The organism is Komagataeibacter rhaeticus, assembly GCF_011611525.1.
Taxonomy (GTDB): domain Bacteria; phylum Pseudomonadota; class Alphaproteobacteria; order Acetobacterales; family Acetobacteraceae; genus Komagataeibacter; species Komagataeibacter rhaeticus.
Map to the genome: position 1 here is coordinate 1,641,894 of NZ_CP050139.1, position 19,350 is coordinate 1,661,243.

Consider the following 19,350-nt stretch of genomic DNA (forward strand, 5'->3'; position numbering starts at 1 on the left):
CCTAACCCTGCCGCCTGCGCAGCCTGACCACCAGGGCCGCGGCAAAGCCGGACGATGCCCCCAGCCCCAGCGCCCAGCGCGGGCCGAAATGGTTGGCCACCCACCCCATGACCGGCGCTCCCAGCGGCGTGCCCCCCATGATGACCGCAAGCCGGATGGCCATGACCCGCCCGCGCATCGCGGGGGCGGCGGCAAGCTGCATGAAGCTGTTGGAACCGGTGGCAAGCGTAAGGCTGGCCACCCCCACCAGTGCAAGGGCCGCGGCAAACAGGGCATAGCCGGGGGCCAGCGCCGCCAGCAGGCCGCCGGTCCCGAAAAACAGCGCGCTGGCCTCCACCGTGGCCAGCGTTACCCGTTCGCGCCCCGCCGCCAGTACCGCGCCCGCCATGGTGCCCACGGCCATGGCGGTGGTCAGCAGCCCGTAGCCGCCCGCCCCCACATGGAACACACCCACCGCCATGGTGGAAATGAAGATGGGAAAGTTCAGCCCGAACATGCCGATCAGCAGCAGGACCCCCACCATGGTCCGCAGGTCGGGCTGGGCCCACACGTAGCGGAACCCGGCCAGGATGTCGCGCCCGCTGCCGCGGGCGCGCACGGGCACGGCCCGCCCCCGCAACGCGGTAAGCGAAAGCAGCACGGCAATGAATGATACCCCGTTGAGCACGAACGCCCACCCCGTGCCGATGGCGGCAATGCACGCCCCCGCCGCCACCGGCCCCAGCATGCGGCCCGCGTTGAACGAGACGGAATTGAGCGCCACGGCATTGGGCAGGTCGGCCACGGGCACCAGTTCGGAGACAAAGCTGTGGCGCGCCGGCCCGTCAAAGGCGGCAACCGAGCCGAAGATGAAGGCGAACATACACACCTCCCACAGTCGCGCCGCCCCGCTTATGGTCAGCGCGCCCAGCCCCAGCGCCAGCACGCCCATCAGCCCCTGTGTCAGCATAAGCAGCGCGCGGCGGTCAAGGCGGTCGGCGGCATGGCCGGTCCAGGGCAGCAGCAGCACCTGCGGCGCCATCTGGAAGGCCATGGTCAGGCCCATGGCGGTGGCGTCATGCGCGGTCAGCTGGGTCAGGACCAGCCAGTCCTGCGCCGTGCGCTGCATCCATGTGCCGATATTGGACACCACGGCGCCCGAGGCCCAGATGGCATAGTTGCGATGGCGCAGGGAACGCAGTGTGCGCGCAGCCCAGGCGGCAGCGGACAGGGCCAACCCGCTCAGCCCCGCATGCGCGGCGGCCGCGGGTGGGGCCGTGCCCGTCCCGTCCGGGCGGCCATGGGGGCGGTGCCGCATGGCGGGGGCACGGGCGCGCCGGCGCGCGGGGCAGGGGGAAGGGCGGGCATCGGAACTCTCCGTTTTTCAGGTCCGGCAGGCCGTGCGGACAGGGCCTGCCCGCTGCGTGGTCCCGGCACGGCAGGCAGGGAAGGCAGGCAGGGAACGCACCGGCCAGTGAAAGGATTGCACGCCACCCGTCAAGCCCGCCCCCGTGCATTTGCACTGGCCCGGCGGCGTGGGGCGGCCTACATACAGGGCACGATACCCCGCCCCTTCGCCCGGACCAAGGAACATGCCCGGCCCCATGGCCCATTACCGCGCCCCATGCCCCAGCAGGCCCCGCCCATGTCCCGCACGGTCCTGACCGCGTGCCAGGAACGCGCGCTGGCGGAAATACTGGCAGCGCGCGGCACCTGTGCGACCCACCTGCTGACCGGCTATGCCGGGACCGGCAAGACCACGCTCATGCGCCACGTCGCCCGCGCGCTGCGCAAGCAGGGGGCGGAAGTGGTGTTCACCGCCGCCACCCACAAGGCCACGGCGGTGCTGCGGGCGCGGGTGGGCAGCCTGGCGCCATGCCGGACCATCCATAACGTGCTTTCGCTCCAGCCCTCGGCGCAGGATGGGCGCGAGGTGCTGCAGCGCGCCGACCGGCCGGAACCGATCACGGCCGATGTCATCATCATAGATGAATGCAGCATGGTGGGCGCGGGGTTGATGCGCTGGGTGCGTGAACTGGTGCCCGACCGCTTCGTGCTGTTCGTGGGCGACCCGGCCCAGCTGCCCCCGGTGGGGGAGGCGATCAGCCCGTCATTCGCCATCCGCTCCGCATCCCATCTGGAAACCGTGGTGCGGCAGGCGGCGGGCAACCCGCTTGTGGCCGCCGCCACCACCATACGCGAAAGCCAGGGCGGGCCGATGGACTGGTCCTGGTGCCGCGCCAGCCACCATGATGGCGCGGGGCTGTTCGTGCCACGCACGCCCGATGCGTGGATGCAGCGCGCCTTCACATCCGATGAATTCCGCGCCAGCAGCGATGCCTTCCGCTACCTGTGCTGGACCAATGCGCGGGTGGAGGCGGTCAACCGCACCGTGCGGCGCTGGGTTCATGGCGGTGACACGCCCACCCCCTTCATGCCCGGCGAGCGCGTGATCACCCGCGCCCCGGTGCTGGATGTGGAAGGCCGCCGCGTGGTGGTGGCCACCAACGAGGAAGCCGAGATTGCCGACATCCGCCCCGGTATCCTGCGCCATGCCTTTCCCGCCACGTCGAAGGTGGCGGGATGGACCACGGAACTGCCGGTGTATGACGTGATCCTGCGCACCCTGTCGGGTGATGAGACGCCGGTGCCCATCCTGCGCCCCGGCGCCGACATGGCCGCCATAGAACGCCGCCTGAAAACCGAGGCCGCGACTGAACGCGCGCGCTGGCAGCACCGCTTCGTGTTCCGCCGTGGCCTGGGCCACCTGCAGGCGGTGTACGCCATGACCGTGCATACCGCGCAGGGCAGCACGTTTGGCCGGGTGTTCGTGGATGTGGGCGATATTGCCCGCCGCGCCGCCACAAACGTGCTGGAAGCCCAGCAGCTGCTGTACGTGGCCGCCACCCGTCCCGCCACCGCCATGATCCTGACCGGCCTGCCCGGTGCCGCGAAGGGCGGCGTGACGGGCTGAAACGGCCCGCCCGGACGGGCCTCACGCCGTGTTGACCCCCCTGCGGGCGCCGCCGTGCCACGACCCCCACGGCATGGGGAAAAAAACAGGATTTTTTTAACCCTGTTATCCCGGCTGCCCGGGGCGATCATGCATGTTTTTCAGTCGTGTATTTTATGAAGCTTTCATGAAATCTTAAACTGTCAGCACGATAGTTGGCACTCATGGCTGGCAGATGAGACAGGCAGGAATGGACCCTTCCCGTGTCATGTGCCGCCATCCGGTGGTGGATGCGGGACGGGCGCGACCCAATAATGGACGGACGACTTGCAGCCCGTACCGGCACATTACTGGAATAGACCGGACCACAATGGTCTGAATGCTGACCACGCGGGCATTCAGGACCAGTCCGTTCCGCATCACTGCCGCGCGGGCGGAAATAAACTTTACGCCACGGGTTCGTTTACCAAGTGGCGGCAGGCGAGGCAACGCAACGGACGCACCGGGCAGGACAGGTCCCTGCCCCACGGTGCAGGGGAGACAGGACAGGCACGGTCCCCACCCGGCGGACCGCGAAAGACCGGGCCATACCGCGTCATGGCGGCCCCGACCCATGCCGGTACGACCGGTGCGGCGCGCGTGCAAATATTCACGCCCCGCAGGCGGGATGCTGGTGGTGCGGATATTGACCGGAACAGTAATGATTACTGTTTCTATACCGCAATCATACAGTCGGGCGCACGCCGGTCGTGACCATTAATGGCTGGTGGCTCACGCGGGTGTGTCCTTCATAATTACATGAAAGAATAAAATATGCTGAAAATATAGGAATGATACCGCATTTATTATGCATGTATTTTACAAATTAACTTATGGCAAAAATGTGTCATGAATAACAAACAGCCGCAATCCTGTTGGAAACGAGAAATAAATTCATGTCTTTTGCGCAGCTCCCCATTCCGACCGACGGACTGAAACGCAGTTTTTCCGAACGCCAGGAATTCATGACGGAAAACACCCCCGCCAGCATGCATTTCCATGTGGTGAGTGGTGGGGCGCGCCTGTTCAAGTCCCTGCCCGACGGGCGGCGGCAGATCATCGGCTTCGCCCACAGGGGCGACGTGCTGCCCGCCTATCCCTGCGCCCGTTATCCCTACAGCGCCGAAGCCATGCGGGGCGTGCAGGTGACCTGCGTGCCCACCCCGGTGATCCACCACCTGCATGACACGTCGCCCGGTGCCTGTGCCGCGTCGCTGCAAAGCGCGTGCCACCTGCTGGTGGGCATGCACAGCCGCCTGCTCATGCTGGGGCGCCAGACCGCGCGCGAACGCCTGGCCGCCTTCCTGATCGGGCAGGGCACGCGCATGGGCACGCATGAACTGTGGCCGGTCGACCCCGCCCTGTCCCGCGCCGACATAGCCGACTTCCTTGGCCTGACCACCGAAACCGTGAGCCGCCTGCTCAGCACCTTCCACCGTGAAAAGCTCATCTCGCGTGAGCGTCGTGCCATCCACATTCTCGACCCGGACCGCCTGCGCGCGATCGTGGCCACCCCGGAATGACACCCAGGAAAGACAGTACCAAGATGCCCGAGATTACAGCGCTCACGACCGAAATCCTGCTGCCCGCCCTTGAACAGGCGATCGACGCCACCGTCATCATCGGCCAGGATAACGAGATCATCTTCTACAACCAGGCCGCCGCTTCCCTGTGGGGCATCCCGCGTGAGGAGGTGATCGGCCGCAACGTGGACTGCCTGGTGCCCGTCCGCCTGCGCCACGAGCACGACCGCTACATCGACCGCAACCGCGAAACCGGCCACAACCGCATTGTCGGCACATCGCGTGAGGTGGAGTTCACCCGCGCCGATGGCGAATACATCTGTGGCGAGCTTTCGCTGTCCAAGGTGGAGATCGGGCAGGGGGCGAAGCGGCAGATCTACTACATGGGCGTGATGAAGAACGTCACGGACGAAAGCCAGCGCCGCAAGATCCTGATCCTGCAGAACGACGTGCTGCAGGCGCTGGCCAGCGACATGCTGATACAGGATATTGGCGAACTGATCTGCCGCAAGGTGGAAGCCTTCGTGCCCAACGCGGTGGCCGCCATGCTGGTGCTTGATGACAACCAGCCCTGGCGCGTGATCTGCACGCCTGCCCTGCCGCGGCGTATCCGCAATGCGCTGGAAACCACCATACCCTCGCCCTCCGATGTGGAGAAGCTGCAGGCCAACCCGTCCTATACCGGGCGGCTGGTATGGGACAATTACCAGTCCATGTGCCGCTCGCTGGGGCTGCAGTCATGCTACGCGGCCCCGGTGCTGGCGGCCGACGGGCGGATCACGGGCATCTTCGCCCTGTACCTGCGTGAGAACAACCAGCTGGGCGCCTGGCCGCAGCGGCTGGTCGGTGCGTGCCTGCCGTTCTGCGCGGTGGCGCTGGAGCAGCACGCCACCAAGACCCACATGACGCAGCTTGCCCGCTATGATTCGCTGACCGGCCTGCTCAACCGTGGCGCGCTGCACCGGGTGATGGAGGAAATGATCGCCCAGCCCGGCAACCGCACGCTGGCCATCTTCATGCTTGATATCGACCGCTTCCGCGATATCAACGACGCGCTGGGCCATGTCCATGCCGACCAGTTCCTGGTCGAGATCGCGGCCCGCATCCGCTCCATTGCCCGTGATGACTACGTGCTCAGCCGCTCGGGCGGGGATGAATTCGTACTGGTGGTGCCCGACTGCGATGGCCCGCGCATAGAGGAGATCGCGCGCAGCCTGCTCGATACCATCGGCCGCCCGCTGCAGATCGGGCAGAACACGCTTTCCATCTCGTGCAGCATTGGCATCAGCACGTTCCCCGCCAACGGGCCGGACAGTGAATCCCTGCTCAGCCATGCCGATACCGCCATGCGCCAGGCCAAGGAAGACGGGCGCGGCATATACCGCTTCGCCAACCTGGAAAAGAACCAGGTGGCGCAGGACCGGCTGGTGCTGGGTTCCGCCCTGCGCGATTCCCTGGCGCAGGGCATGCTGCAGCTGCACTACCAGCCGCAGGTGCGCACCCACACGCTGGAACTGAGCGGGGTGGAGGCCCTGTCGCGCTGGCATCACCCCACGCTGGGCAACATCTATCCCTCCCGCTTCATTGCCGTGGCGGAGGAAACCGGGCAGATCGAGGCCATCGGCCGGTGGTCCCTGCTGGAAGCGTGCCGCCAGATCGTGAAATGGGATGCTGACGGGGTGTACGTGCCGACCGTGGCGGTCAACCTGTCGGCGGTGCATTTCCGCAACCGCGCGCTGCCCGAGCATATTGCCGCCCTGCTCAAGGACCACAACCTCAAGCCCTCGCGCCTGACGGTGGAAATTACCGAGAGCGTGATGATGGACAGCAGCAGCGACACCGAGGAGGTGCTCCAGTCCATCCGCAACCTGGGCTGCGGGCTGTCGATGGATGATTTTGGCACCGGCTATTCATCGCTTTCGCGCCTGACGCGCCTGCCGCTGACCGAGATCAAGATCGACCGCAGCTTCATCAACGATTTCGAATACGACACCAATGCCCAGGCCGTGACCATGGCGGTGATCGGCATCGGCTCGCGCCTTGGCATGACCGTGGTGACCGAGGGGGTCGAGACCGAGCAGCAGCGCGCCCTGCTGGAGGAACTGAACTGCGACGTGATGCAGGGCTACCTGTTCGCCAAGCCGCTGGCGCCGCGTGACCTGGAGGAATGGGTGCGCCATGGCGGCGCACCCGCCGTGATCCGCGATATCGAGGCGGCACGCGCGGCAGGGGGTGCGACAGGGGGTGCGCAGGCCGCACCGGATAAAGGCCAGCCCGGCCCCGCCAGACCCGCCACGGCCGCGCAGCCGGCTACTTCACCCACAGGAAAGGACACGTCCACGACGGCCCCCGGGGAGGCCGCAGCAACGACAACCACAAACCGATCCTGATCCCTTCAGGGCGACAGAGGGAGCCATAAGCCATGTCACTCAAACACGATGACCGCCTGCGCGCACTGACCCACCAGGATTCCGATTTCTGGGCCGATGTGGTCGATAATGTGCTGATCGTGGCCATTACCGACGTGCGCGGCGTGATCACCTATGTGAACGACCGCTTTTGCGAAATCAGCCGCTACCCGCGTGAGGAACTGCTGGGGTCCACGCACCGGATCGTCAATTCCGGGTATCATGACGCCAGCTTCTTCCGCCAGATGTACCGTACCATCCGCACGGGCGAGATCTGGCGTGGCAATATCTGCAACCGGGCGAAGGACGGGACGCTGTACTGGGTGGCCACCACCATCATGCCCAAGCACAATTCGCTTGGCGCGATCGAGGGCTACGTGGCCACGCGTTTCGAGATCACGGAGCTTATGAACACCCGTGACCGGCTGAAATCCCTTGCCTCCACCGACCCGCTGACGGGGCTGTTCAACCGTGGCGGCTTCAACAACGTGCTGCAGAAGGCGGTGGAGCACAAGGCGCAGAACATCACGCGCGAGATCATGCTGGTCATGTTCGACCTGGACGGGTTCAAGCAGATCAATGACATCCATGGCCACCATGCGGGCGATGTGGTGCTGAAGGTCATTTCCGCCCGCCTCATGGCGCTGGTCAGCCCGGAGGACGCGGTCTGCCGCCTGGGGGGCGACGAGTTCGCGCTGATCCTGGACCATACCCTGACCAGGAGGCCGCTGCAGGATATCCTTGACCAGCTTCTGGCCGAGCTTGAAGCCCCGATCGAGGTGGGCAACACCATGGTCAACGTGTCGGGCAGCATTGGCGTCAGCCCCGTGGCCAGCCAGGAAAGCGCCGAATCACTGCAGAAGAACGCCGATATCGCGCTGTATGCCGCAAAGCGCGCCGGTGGCCATCAGGCGCGGATGTTCGACATCACGCTGCACCAGCACGCGCTGGAACGCGCCCAGATCCTGACCGATGCCCGCACGGGGGTGGAAAAGGACCAGTTCGAGCTGTACTACCAGCCGATCCTGAACCTGGCCACCGGCCGGTGCGACCAGATCGAGGCCCTGCTGCGCTGGCACCATCCGCAGCGCGGGCTGCTGGCGGCGGAAAGCTTCCATGACGTGTTCCTGGATGCGGCGCTGGCGCAGGCCATGAGCCCCCGCCTGGTCAAGGCGTTCCAGAATGACATGCGGCTGTGGAACAACACGCTGGATACCTATCCCAACCTGACCATCAACCTCTCGCGGCTGGACCTGCTCAATATCGGGTTCCAGAACGATCTGGAGGCCGAAATAAAGCGCCAGGGCAGCAAGGCGTCCGACTACGTGCTGGAAATATCGGAAAGCGTGCTGGCCGGGCGCCGGTCGGACCGGGAACTGCTGCGCCTGCAGGAACTGGCGGCCATGGGGTTCCAGCTGGCGCTGGATGATTTCGGGCTGGCAACCCTGCCCATTTCCGCCCTGCGTGACATCCGTTTCACGCAGGCCAAGATTTCGCGCAAGCTGGTCCGTGAAATCGAACATGACCAGCAGGCCCGTGACGTGATTGCCCACCTGTCCGGCCTGGCCCATGCCTTCGGGCAGAGCGTTACGGTCAGCGGGGTGGAAACGCGCGGACAGATGGAAATCCTGCGTGCGATTGGCGTGGACCGGATTCAGGGTTTTTATATTTCGCCCCCCATTTCGGCCGCGAATCTTGTGCTGGCGGAGCATATCTTTGCGCCAGATCATACCGAAATCACGCTACAGGCGTCATGAGGGGGCATGCGCCTGACACTCCACACCGATTATTCCATTCGCGCCCTGATCTATCTGGGACAGAACCCGGGCAGGCGGGTCGCGATTCAGGAAATTGCGGATACCCACCGGATTTCCCAGAACCATCTGGTGAAGGTGATCAACCGCCTGTCCACCAACGGGGTGGTGCTGGCGCGCCGGGGCCGCAACGGGGGTGTGGAACTGGCCCACACGCCGCGTCAGATCGTGATCGGTGATGTCGTGCGGCTGATGGAATCAGATGTATCGGCCATTGTTTCATGCATACCGGGCAGTGGCCAGCAATGTATCCTGGCCGATGCCTGCCGCCTGCGGAAACTGTTTTCCAAGTCCATGAATGCCTTCATGGCCGTGCTGGACCGCTTGACATTGCATGACATGCTGTGTGACCATGGAAAGACCGGACAACGCGGAAACATAACCTGACGGCAGGCCCGGATATGACAGCCGCGGGACTGGCTTTTTATTGTCGGAACCTGTATTGCGGGTCCGTACTGGTGCGCCTGGAACATAATTTTTAATTATAACGACATATGGAATGAATATGGTACCATGATGTACAATTTCCAGACGTGCGGTGTAGGGATGTCCCGTTACATGCTCATGACCGACCTGACGCCAGTTGCGGGAAGTCCGGTGCCACGGCAGCGCTTTTCCACAGCCATGCGCGCATCAGGCAGACCACGCAAGGAGGCTACCGACAAGCCATCATGCGCCTGACCCTTCATACAGCTTATGCCATCCGCGTTCTGGTCTATCTGGCGCGTAATCCCGAACGGCGTGTATCCGTACACGAAATTTCCGACAGTCACGGTATTTCCCACAACCATCTGGTCAAGGTCGTCAACCGCCTGTCGCATAGCGGGGTGGTGGTGGCGCGTCGTGGCCGGTCTGGCGGGTTGCAGCTGCCGTGCCTGCCGCATGAAATCGTTATTGGTGATATCGTGCGGCTGATGGAAACGGACATGGATTCCGTTGTCGCGTGCCAGCCGGAAAACGGCCAGCACTGCCTGCTGGCAGACATATGTCGCCTGCGTCATCTGCTGGCGCAATCCATGCGTGCCTTCCTCAAGGTTCTGGACGAGACGACGCTGAACGATATCCTGCCGGACCGGAGGGCCTGATACCACCACGATGGATGAGGTAGTGCCGCCCTTGTCTATATATGTACATATATAGATGTGCCCCGTCTCCGCCGCCCTGATGGGGGATGCGGGCACGCCTGCCGCCCTGCCTGCCCCCGTATGCGGGCAGGGGCCGGGGCGTTTGCGCGGCAGGGCTTCACCTGGAATGCGCCCGTGATTACCGGCCGGCCTTTTCCGCCCGCACCGGCGCGGGCAGGGGCATGCCGGCGGTGCCCTGTCCCTTCCCGCGCGGATTGCCGCGCCGTATCGCATGGCTGGCGCCCTGTGGTCATGCCGGACTGTCCTGAATACGAAACGGTTCCGTCAGGGAACGGGACAGGTAAAAATTAATATTTAATTGCCCGTATAGTGCAGACCTGCTGGTCAAAAGCGGAATGCGCGCTGTTAATTTTTGGCGGAATACTGATAAGGGTGTAACAATACTCATAAAGTCGTTACCACTCTCACGGTTTCGTTTTTTCACGTTTAACGAAGGCGGGACTAGCCTCCGCATCATGATACTGGAGGAACATCCATCATGTCTGCTTTCGTAACACCACAGACCCCCGCCGGATGGGCGACGCTGGGTCTTGCGGTCATCATCATCCTGCTGGGCCTGCCACTACTGTACATGGGGGCGGAACTCGCCTTTATTGGCGGGTCGTGGTACTACGTCATTGTCGGGCTTGCCGTGACGGTGGCGGGCCTTCTCATGGCCATGGGCCGGGTGGCCGGCGGGCTGCTCTATCTTGCCGCCGTGGCCTTTACGTGGCTGTGGGCGCTGTGGGAAGTGGGGCTTGACGGCTGGGGCCTGCTGCCCCGCGTGTTTGGCCCCACGCTGCTGGCCCTGGGCGTGCTGGCGTGCCTGCCTGTTCTCAAACGCGCCGAAGCCGCGCGCTCGACCCTTGTGCGGGAGGTCGCGTAATGTCCCGGACCCCGATGCCGCGCGGCCTGCTGCTGGGCGCAACCATCATCACCGGCCTGTCCTGTGCCACGGCCCTTGCGCAGGTTCCCCCCGCCGACCAGCCGCCCGGCACTGGCAATGCCACCGTGCCACCGGCCCAGCCCACGCCGCCGGCGGATGCGTTCTCGGCCCCGTCGCCCAACGGCCCGCAGGCCCCCGGCGTGAATGCCGCCAACATCCCCGACGGCCCGCCCGCCGAACCCAGCGAGGCAACACCCATGGTCGAGCAGGTGGTGGCCAACCCCGCCCATGATGACTGGCCCGGCTATGCCCGTGATGACAGAGCCACGCGCTATTCGCCGCTGGACCAGATCACGCCGGCCAACATCAGCCACCTCAAGCGCGCCTTCATCTACCACACCGGCAGCAAGCCGGGGCCGGGGCAGGTGAACAAATGGGCGGCCGAAACCACGCCCATCAAGGTGGGTGACGGGATGTACATGTGTTCGGCACTGAACGACATGATGCGCATCGACCCCGCCACGGGCAAGGAAGTCTGGCATTTCCACGCCAATGAGAAATACGAGAGCATTCCGTATACGGCAGCGTGCAAGGCGGTGGTGTACTACACTTCCTCCACCGTGCCGGAAGGCGAGCACTGCCATCACCGCATCCTTGAAGCCACGCTGGATGAACGCCTGATCGAGGTGGACAGCGAGGACGGCAAGGTGTGCGAGGGCTTTGGCTGGCACGGCATGGTCAACCTGATGAAGGGGATGGGTGAGTCCGTGCCCGGCTTCGTGGCCGAGACCGCGCCGCCGCCCATCGTCAATGGCGCGATCATCACCAACCAGGAAATCCTTGACGGCCAGCGCCGCTGGGCGCCATCGGGCGTGATCCGTGGTTACGATGCCGAGACCGGGCGCTTCCTGTGGGCATGGGATGTCAACCGCCCGCATGAACATGGCGAGCCGAAGGAAGGCGAGCATTACAGCCGTGGCACCCCCAATTCCTGGGCCGCGATGATTGGTGACAACGCGCTGGGGCTGGTTTACGTGCCCACCGGCAATTCGGCCGCCGATTACTACAGCGCCATGCGTTCACCGGAGGAAAACAAGGTCTCCTCCGCCGTGGTGGCGATCGATGTCAAGACGGGTGAGCCGCGCTGGGTGTTCCAGACGGTGCACAAGGATGTGTGGGATTACGACATCGGCTCCCAGCCCACGCTGATGGATTTCACCAAGCCCGATGGCAGCAGCGTGCCCGCGCTGATCATGCCCACCAAGCGTGGCCAGACCTTCGTGCTGGACCGCCGCACGGGTGAGCCGGTGCTGCCGGTGGAAGAACGGCCCGCGCCCTCGCCGGGCATGGTGCCGGGTGATCCGCGCGCGCCCACGCAGCCCTGGTCGGTGGGCATGCCGCGCCTTGGCTTTGCCCCGCTCAAGGAAGCCGACATGTGGGGCATGTCCCCCATCGACCAGCTTTACTGCCGCCTGAAATACCGCCGCGCGCATTATGTGGGTGAGTTCACGCCCCCCAGCATTGACAAGCCGTGGCTGGAATATCCCGGCTATAATGGCGGGTCCGACTGGGGCAGTGTTGCCTATGATGAAAAGACCGGCATCCTGATCGCCAACTGGAACAACACGCCGATGTATGACCAGCTTGTCAGCCGCAAGAAGGCCGACCAGCTTGGCCTGATGCCGGTCGATGACCCCAACTACAAGCCCGGTGGCGGTGGCGCCGAGGGCGCGGGCGCCATGGCCGAGACGCCGTACGGCATCGTGGTCTCGCCGTTCTGGGATGAATATACGGGCATGATGTGCAACCGCCCGCCCTATGGCATGATCACCGCCATCGACATGCACACGCAGAAGGTGCTGTGGCAGCACCCGCTGGGCAGCGCGCGCGCCAACGGCCCGTTCGGCCTGCCCACGCACCTGCCGCTGACCATCGGCACGCCCAACAATGGCGGCCCGGTCATTACCGCTGGTGGCCTGATCTTTGTTGCCGCGACAACGGACAACATGATCCATGCCTTCGACATCCATACCGGCCGGGAAGTGTGGAACGACGTGCTGCCCGGTGGCGGGCAGGCGACACCCATGACGTATGAGTACAAGGGCAAGCAGTATGTCGCCATCATGGCCGGTGGCCACCACTTCATGATGACGCCGGTGACGGATGACCTGGTAGTCTATGCGCTGGACAACGTGAACTGATCCGATCCCCCTGCGGGGTGAGGGAACCGGGGCCGCACCATGCGGTCCCGGTTTTTTTATGCGTATGAAAAACGTATAAAAGTTTTTGGGTGCCGCCTTTTTTCAAAAAGGCGGCGTTCTCTGGAGCTTTTTGGAAAAAGCTTCACCAAAAACTTTTTATTATGGATTATTGCATGGCCATTACTCCCGCACCCGACCCCACCCGCCCGCGCTGTGCCTGGGCACAGGCGGATGCGATGATGATGGCCTATCACGACCACGAATGGGGCCAGCCCGTGCATGACAGCCGCATGCTGTGGGAAATGCTGGTGCTGGAAAGCTTTCAGGCCGGGCTGTCATGGCGCACGGTGCTGCGACGGCGCGAGGGGCTGCGCGCCGCCTTTGCCGGTTTCGACCCCGACCGCGTGGCCCGCTTTGATGCGGCGGATGAGGAACGGCTGATGGCGGACCCACGCATCATCCGCGCGCGTGCCAAGATCCGCGCCACCATTGGCAATGCGCGCGCCTATGTGGCCATGCGCGATGGGGGGGAGGATTTTGCCCGTTTTGCATGGGGCATGGTGCCCGCGGCGCCGGTGCGCAACCTGTCGGGGCGGGTGCTGGCGTCCTCGCCGCTGTCCCATGCAATGGCTGTGGCGCTACGGGCGCGGGGGTTCCGGTTTGTGGGGCCGGTCATTGCCTATGCCTGGATGCAGGCGGCCGGCATGGTGCATGACCATGAACCCGGCTGTTTCCGCCACCCCGCCCGGTAGTGGCCCCAGGGCATGCTAACCGGTGCATGCTAACCGGTATATGCTAATCGGGGCACGCCCACCGGGGCGGGCGTGGCGGCGTGCCAGCGTCAGTCCGCCCTGCCCATGTCCAGGCCCAGCTGATAGCGCCGGGCGGGCGTGTCGGTAATAAACTGCCCGAAATCAAGCGGGCGGGAGGCATTTTCCGCAGGCGGCATGTCCTTTTCCGCCTTGCCGTCCGCATCGGGCAGGACAAGGATGTGCCGGTCCAGGCAGAAGGGCACAAGCCATAGTTGCAGCCTGTCTTCCATATCGGCCACTGTGCCGTCGGCGCTGTTGAAGATAAAGGGTTGCGATGCCGTAATGAAGTTGTTGGTGCGGGGATAGACCAGCACAACGGGACCATTGCCCTCGTTCAGGTAATTATCACCATAGGCCTTCATCTGGTACAGGTCACTCTGGTTTATCCAGCTGTCACGGAAGGCCAGGGGAACGGAGGCGTCAGGTACGGGGCGTTTCCACTTTGTGTCCAGCACCATGCAGACCGTACGGCTGTCAGGCCGCAGCACCACCATGTCGGGCCTGAGGGAAAAGCGCTGTTCCGGTTCCTGTCCCGCCTTTGGCAGGCAGGTGACCAGATGGCGTGACGTGAACTGTTCCTCCAGCCGGTAGCCCTGCGGCATCTGGGTGGCCAGCGCCACGGCCACCGCCTTTTCAAACACGCATTCCATGGGGAAGAGCATGAAGGCGGCTTCGTGCTGCGTGTCCGTGTTTTTCCTTGTCCGCGCGGTCAGGGGGAACAGGTCGTTGAGGATGAACACCGTCCAGGACAGGGCTTCGTGATAGTAATGCATGTCCCGCTCATGCCGAACCAGTTCCATGTCACGGGCAATATCGGTGGACAGGGGCACGCCATCAAACGCCACCAGCAGCCGGCGCGTCAGGCTGTGGTTGGCGTCCGTTCCCGCCATTTCCAGCACGCGGAGCAGGGCGGTGTGGATCAGCCTGTTTTCCGCCCTGTTGGCGCTGAATTCGTCATGGCGGGTGTAAAAGCGGTCACGGCGGACCAGGTTGTGGCGCATCTGCGCGGCCATGCACAGCCTGCCACGCAGGGTGGGCAGGTTGTCTTCGTGCCGGACATAATCACGCCGCATGCCCCGGCCCAGAAGGCCGGCCACGCTGTGCAGGAAGGCGCTGAGGAATATGTCCCCCAGCGGCATATCCATCTGCGTGTCCACAAGTGCCCGCAGGGGATGGCGGATATGCTGCATTTCCGGCAGGCAGGCCAGCATCTGTATGAACTGCCTGCGTGTGCTGGCAGGCGCCGCTTTCCTGTCCGCCCCCCTGTCATTGCCCGTCTTGGGCAGGATCTCGATCTGGGCCCCGCAGGGCGTACGCACCACACCGACCCAGCTTGAAAACCTGACCGCATCCACCACCTGCCAGCGCCCGTCCACCATCATGCGGTGCTGGAAGGGCGTGCCGACCCATGGGTCGGATCTGGTGTCATGCTGCCGGGGCAGGGCGCGGCCGCCGGCGCGGCCTTCGTGCTTCAGCCATTCGAATACCATCGTGGCCTGATCATCGTCATAGGTTGCCCTGCAGCGGTCAAGCGTTACGATTTCATATTCATAAAACGGGTTTCCGGACGGATCGGGCGTATCCCGTGTCATGCCTTTTTCTGGCCCTCCGCGCCCGATGTTTCGTATATGCCGATATAGGCATCGGGGTTGTTCAGGGCTTTCGCGTTGCGCTTGCAGGTGGCGTGGACGGACCTGCCGGCTTCGTCCAGTATTTCGCGGTCTTCTGCCGTGCTGCCCGTAATCAGGAACCGGCAGTCGCGATCGCTTTTCCGGTTGTCGCCCAGCACGATGGCGGCTTTTTTCAGGTCATCAAAGAAGTATTCCTCCAGCAGGGGAATGATCTTTTTCTCCATGATCCGCGACAGCCGCTCAAAGCGCATGTCTTCCCGCAGCTTGCACAGTTCAGTGAAATAGGCGTGGCCGATGGTATGGTCATGGTCATACAGCAGCTCCAGGCGCCTGTTCATTTCTTCCAGCATGCGCCGGATATTGATGGGTTTTTCTTTGCTGGCGCCCGGAACCATCAGTTTGTCGAGCAGCGCGGGATCGGGGCTGACTTCCACGAATTCAAAGCGGCGGCGCAGCGCCGTGTCGATCAGGGTAAGCGAACGGTCGGCCGTATTCATGGTGCCATAAATGAATACATTGGCGGGTACCGAGAACTTCTCCTGCGAATAGGGCAGCGTGACACTCAGCCCGCCGGGCATGAATTCGCGCTTGCTCTGCTCGATCAGGGTGATCAGTTCCCCGAATATGCTGCTGATGTTGCCCCGGTTTATCTCATCGATGACCATGACATAGGGCTGGGTGGGGTTTTCGCGCGCCTGGTTGCACAGTTCCTTGAACACGCCGTCCTTGACGCTGTAATCGACCTGTCCGTTTTCCGTCACGCCCGGGCGGATGCCCTCCACAAAATCTTCATAGGCGTAGGAGGGGTGGAACGTCACGAAACGGTAAAAATCATCCTCCCTTTCACCATCCTTGCGCATCCTCTCGATGATGCCCTGCACCCTGTGGGTCTTGCCTGTGCCGGGGGGGCCGTAATAAATGACGTTCAGCGGCTGTTCCATGACTTTCCACGTGGCGGACTGGAGCAGGCTTGTATTGTCGTCGGTCTTTTCGAACGGGCTGGTATAGGCCGGAAGTTTTGTCATGGCCCCGCAGCACCATTTCACAAGCGTATCCATGGATATGTTGCCACTGGCATCGGCCAGTTTACTGGCGTCGACTTCCTCAAGCGCCACAGACTTCATCCTGGGGCTGGCTGCCAGCATGCCAAGCGTGAAGGCCCGCACGGACCTGCCATTCAGGTTGGCGGTAACCCCCAGCCGGTATGCCACCTTGTCGGTTGCGACGTGGGGGTAGAGACGGATCCATGGCTCGGTATTGAATCCTGTTTCGGAATCGATCCGTTTCGGCATGCCTTTGTCGTTATGCCATTCCAGGTAACCGGCCCGGCCGTCATTCAGGCCGTCCGCGCACAGTGCGACCCTGTGGGCCAGTTTTTTCAGGAAAGTATAGATATTATCAAGATCGGGTCCATACCGGTCATTCAGGGCCTCGCCGGATATTCCATTGCGTTCGACAGTATCATCCCTGGAGTGGCCCCTGCATGCCTGCAGGGCGTCAAAATATCTACTATAGAAAATATCTGTCACAAGCCGCTCGCTATTAAAAAAAACGGATACAGGCCATATTTTCCTGCATGGAGAACTGTTTCATTCCGTTTTTCATATAATCTGACCAGTATAAAAAAATCCAGTCCCCCATCCTGAAAAATTCACGGACATGTTGCGATATCGCATCGTCCGGCCGGCAGGGCCGCTTATGCATGAAAAAGCCCGCCACGCGGCGGGGTGGACCCCGTGCGGGCGGGCAGGTGGTGGCCCGTATCCCGGCCTGGTGCCGGTATGGCCCGAACGGGCCGGGGTTACTGCACCGGCGGGGCGGCGCGGCTGGCCTGTGCGGTTACCGCGCGGTGGCGCACGGCGGTGGGCAGCATTTCGCGCAGGATGTTCATCGCCGCAGGTTCGGACAGCCCGGTCTGGGTGGAAAACCGTTCCAGCTCCGCGGGGCGGAACAGCGCGTGGATCGTGGCCTCATCGGCGGGCGGGCTCTGCGCGTGTTCCTGCCAGGCGCGGATGGTGGGCAGCAGGCCGGCGGCCTCGGCCCGGTTTTCCAGCATGCTGGGGTGTTCGGGCGCGGGCAGGGGGCCGAGTATGTCATTCAGCACCGAAAGCGCGCCGGAACGGTCCCCCTGCGCGCCGGTCAGGAAATCTCCGATGCGGGTGGTCAGATGGGCTACATTACGTGTGATGGCCATGGTGGGCCTCCTGCAGCAATAGCGGGTGTGACAGTCATGGAACACGCATCTACCAGCCCTGCATGGCGTTCCGGCATGCAGGCGGGCGGGGGGGGCGCGCGGGCTTGTGGCCCGTCTTGTCTGCGCCGTGGCCGGCAGGCGGTGTGTCCTGCCCCGGTCTGCCGTCGTCCCGTCCCGTGGCCTGTCGCGTCCGCCGTGGCAGGCCATGCCCGGCCGTGTCTGTAGGGGGTGTGCGCCCCGACTGGCTGGCATGGGGTCAACGTGGCGGGCGGGGCAGGGGTTCAGCCCGGCGGGACGGCGGGCGAACACATTGGTGTGACACGATGGGGATGTGACGCCACGGGCCTGTCCCGCCACGGGCATGGCGGCGGGGCTACAGGCCCGGCGCGGTGGCCACGCCCGGCCCGCGGGCCTGGGACGCCGGGCGGGATGAGCCCGGCTGGTCGCCCGTGCCCTGTCCCACCGGGAGGGTGGTGGGGGTGGCCTGCGCGGTATCGGTGCTGGCGGCTTTCTTTTCCGCCGCGCAGGAAAAGCAGGCGTCCTCGCCAATCCTGCCGGTGCAGGCGGCCAGTGGCAGGGCCAGCCCCGCGCACAGGGCCAGAAGGGCAAGGGGGCGGGATGCGGCCGGGAGCCGCCGCAGGGCAGGGAAGGGAATGGACACGTTTTCCTCCGTTGGCATGCCCACCAGAACGGGCGGCCGGGGACGGGGTTGCATGGCCGCCGCCGGGGCCAGCGCCCCGTGTGCTATCCCACCACCCATCCCGCAACCCGGCTGCCCGGCGGCAGGCGGCACAGGCCGGTATGGCCCTGGTCCGTCACCTGCCATGCGCCGCCGCGCCGGGCACAGTCCTGCTGCGGGGGCAGGTTGCGCGCCATCAGCGCATCGGTGCAGCCGCCCGGCACCAGCAGGACCGGCACAAGCAGCACCAGCATGGGCAGGGCGGGCATGGGCAGGGCGGGCACGGGCAGGCTGGGCAGGGGCAGGATGGGCAGGGGCGCGCGGCGGCGGTTCATCCCGGCCGCGCCGTCAGGGTGTGGGGGTGGACAAAGGGTACTGGCGGCGCAGCAGGGCCCATTCCTCCACCACCGTGCCATCGGGCAGATGGCACCAGCCGGTCACCCCCCGTGGCGTGTGGCGCAGTTCCAGCGTGCCGCCGCGCTGCTGGCAGTAAACCGAAGCCGGGTTGGCCATGCCGGTGCGCGCGGGGGCGGCATGCGCCAGATCCGGGCCGCACAGGCCCGCCAGGGCGGCGGACAGGGCGGTCAGGGCCATGACGGCCCGCGGGCCGTGGTGCCTGCGGGGCGGGAAAGGCGGGGTCATGTCGTGTCCTTCACTGGTTGGGCAGGGCGGCGCGGCGCCGTGGCCGGTGGCTGCCAGAAAAGCCCGTATTCCGAACGCGCCGCCCCGGTGCGGGGGCAGGCGGCCTACCCTGAAACCGCTGCCACAGCAGGCCGGGCCGGCCCGTGCCCCCCATGGCTCAGCCGGTGCAGCATGACCTGCATGTTGGCCCGGTCCATCACCGCGCTGTGGGTCAGGCGCGGCTGGCCGCTGGCGTCGTACCACATCAGCCAGAACACCCGGCCTTCCGGCCCGGCCACGTATTCCAGCCATAATGTATCGCCCGTATCGGCGCGGGTGACCAGCGGGGCGGGCAGCACGCTGCCCCGTGCCTGTCCCGCGCCATGGGGGTGGCCCGTGCCCGTATCGGTGCGGTAGCGCGCATTGGCGCAGGTAAAGGGCTGCTGCATCACCCCACCATGCACGCCAGGGGGGCGGGGCTGTCAA

The 19,350-nt window shown here is 64.5% G+C and carries 18 protein-coding genes; 9 read left to right on the forward strand and 9 right to left on the reverse strand.

Going from position 1 to position 19,350, the window contains the following annotated elements; all coding sequences use genetic code 11:
- Nucleotide 1: 1 nt before the first annotated feature.
- Nucleotides 2-1,297 carry an MFS transporter gene (locus GWK63_RS07340; protein ID WP_317983809.1) on the reverse strand — a complete coding sequence of 432 codons (1,296 nt, stop codon included), beginning with the start codon at nt 1,295-1,297 and terminating at the stop codon, nt 2-4.
- A gap of 327 nt (nt 1,298-1,624) precedes the next feature.
- Between GWK63_RS07340 and GWK63_RS07345 the strand changes: the two genes are divergently transcribed.
- Nucleotides 1,625-2,953 carry an ATP-dependent DNA helicase gene (locus tag GWK63_RS07345; protein WP_034927432.1) on the forward strand — a complete coding sequence of 443 codons (1,329 nt, stop codon included), beginning with the start codon at nt 1,625-1,627 and terminating at the stop codon, nt 2,951-2,953.
- A gap of 914 nt (nt 2,954-3,867) precedes the next feature.
- Nucleotides 3,868-4,494 (forward strand): Crp/Fnr family transcriptional regulator, encoded by a 627-nt coding sequence (locus GWK63_RS07350; protein ID WP_050800664.1) that lies wholly within the window; start codon nt 3,868-3,870, stop codon nt 4,492-4,494.
- Here GWK63_RS07350 and GWK63_RS17600 read toward each other — a convergent pair.
- On the reverse strand, nt 4,418-4,594 hold the full coding sequence (locus GWK63_RS17600) for a DUF3309 family protein (RefSeq protein WP_456305859.1): 177 nt from the start codon (nt 4,592-4,594) through the stop codon (nt 4,418-4,420). The two genes, GWK63_RS07350 and GWK63_RS17600, sit on opposite strands and share 77 nt — an antisense overlap.
- Here GWK63_RS17600 and GWK63_RS07355 point away from each other — a divergent pair.
- The 7 genes from GWK63_RS07355 to GWK63_RS07385 all read left to right on the forward strand — a co-directional run bounded on the left by GWK63_RS07355 (nt 4,518) and on the right by GWK63_RS07385 (nt 13,679).
- Nucleotides 4,518-6,884, forward strand: a complete 2,367-nt coding sequence (locus GWK63_RS07355) for an EAL domain-containing protein (protein ID WP_240919167.1) — start codon at nt 4,518-4,520, stop codon at nt 6,882-6,884. The two genes, GWK63_RS17600 and GWK63_RS07355, sit on opposite strands and share 77 nt — an antisense overlap.
- Nucleotides 6,885-6,916: 32 nt before the next feature.
- The gene (locus GWK63_RS07360) at nt 6,917-8,659 is read left to right on the forward strand and encodes a putative bifunctional diguanylate cyclase/phosphodiesterase (protein WP_112209988.1); all 1,743 of its coding nucleotides are present in this window, start codon (nt 6,917-6,919) and stop codon (nt 8,657-8,659) included.
- A 6-nt stretch (nt 8,660-8,665) separates the two neighbouring features.
- Nucleotides 8,666-9,103 (forward strand): Rrf2 family transcriptional regulator, encoded by a 438-nt coding sequence (locus GWK63_RS07365; RefSeq protein ID WP_007398423.1) that lies wholly within the window; start codon nt 8,666-8,668, stop codon nt 9,101-9,103.
- 284 nt (nt 9,104-9,387) lie between these two features.
- Entirely contained in the window at nt 9,388-9,801 is a 414-nt protein-coding gene (locus GWK63_RS07370) for an RrF2 family transcriptional regulator (protein ID WP_112209990.1), read from the forward strand.
- 538 nt (nt 9,802-10,339) lie between these two features.
- A complete protein-coding gene (locus tag GWK63_RS07375) occupies nt 10,340-10,726 on the forward strand; it encodes a hypothetical protein (protein ID WP_007398427.1) in 387 nt (128 codons plus the stop codon).
- 14 nt (nt 10,727-10,740) lie between these two features.
- Nucleotides 10,741-12,927: a pyrroloquinoline quinone-dependent dehydrogenase gene (locus GWK63_RS07380; protein WP_034932200.1), complete on the forward strand. Its 2,187-nt coding sequence runs from the start codon at nt 10,741-10,743 to the stop codon at nt 12,925-12,927.
- Nucleotides 12,928-13,100: 173 nt separating this feature from the next.
- Entirely contained in the window at nt 13,101-13,679 is a 579-nt protein-coding gene (locus tag GWK63_RS07385) for a DNA-3-methyladenine glycosylase I (protein ID WP_223846675.1), read from the forward strand.
- Nucleotides 13,680-13,768: 89 nt separating this feature from the next.
- On the opposite strand, the gene GWK63_RS07390 is transcribed toward GWK63_RS07385, so the two are convergent.
- From GWK63_RS07390 to GWK63_RS07420, 7 genes are all read right to left on the reverse strand, one after another.
- Complete coding sequence (locus tag GWK63_RS07390; RefSeq protein WP_007398431.1) at nt 13,769-15,331, reverse strand: McrC family protein; 1,563 nt, start codon at nt 15,329-15,331, stop codon at nt 13,769-13,771.
- On the reverse strand, nt 15,328-16,662 hold the full coding sequence (locus GWK63_RS07395) for an McrB family protein (protein ID WP_085948981.1): 1,335 nt from the start codon (nt 16,660-16,662) through the stop codon (nt 15,328-15,330). The genes GWK63_RS07390 and GWK63_RS07395 overlap by 4 nt, the downstream gene beginning before the upstream one ends.
- 509 nt (nt 16,663-17,171) lie before the next feature.
- Complete coding sequence (locus GWK63_RS07400; RefSeq protein ID WP_007398434.1) at nt 17,172-17,564, reverse strand: hypothetical protein; 393 nt, start codon at nt 17,562-17,564, stop codon at nt 17,172-17,174.
- A 373-nt stretch (nt 17,565-17,937) separates the two neighbouring features.
- Nucleotides 17,938-18,279 (reverse strand): hypothetical protein, encoded by a 342-nt coding sequence (locus GWK63_RS07405; protein WP_139064284.1) that lies wholly within the window; start codon nt 18,277-18,279, stop codon nt 17,938-17,940.
- Between the two features lie 29 nt (nt 18,280-18,308).
- Complete coding sequence (locus tag GWK63_RS07410; RefSeq protein ID WP_051672135.1) at nt 18,309-18,578, reverse strand: hypothetical protein; 270 nt, start codon at nt 18,576-18,578, stop codon at nt 18,309-18,311.
- Between the two features lie 13 nt (nt 18,579-18,591).
- Complete coding sequence (locus tag GWK63_RS07415; RefSeq protein ID WP_223846676.1) at nt 18,592-18,885, reverse strand: putative hemolysin; 294 nt, start codon at nt 18,883-18,885, stop codon at nt 18,592-18,594.
- Nucleotides 18,886-18,989: 104 nt separating this feature from the next.
- Complete coding sequence (locus GWK63_RS07420; RefSeq protein ID WP_034932196.1) at nt 18,990-19,313, reverse strand: hypothetical protein; 324 nt, start codon at nt 19,311-19,313, stop codon at nt 18,990-18,992.
- Nucleotides 19,314-19,350: the final 37 nt, after the last annotated feature.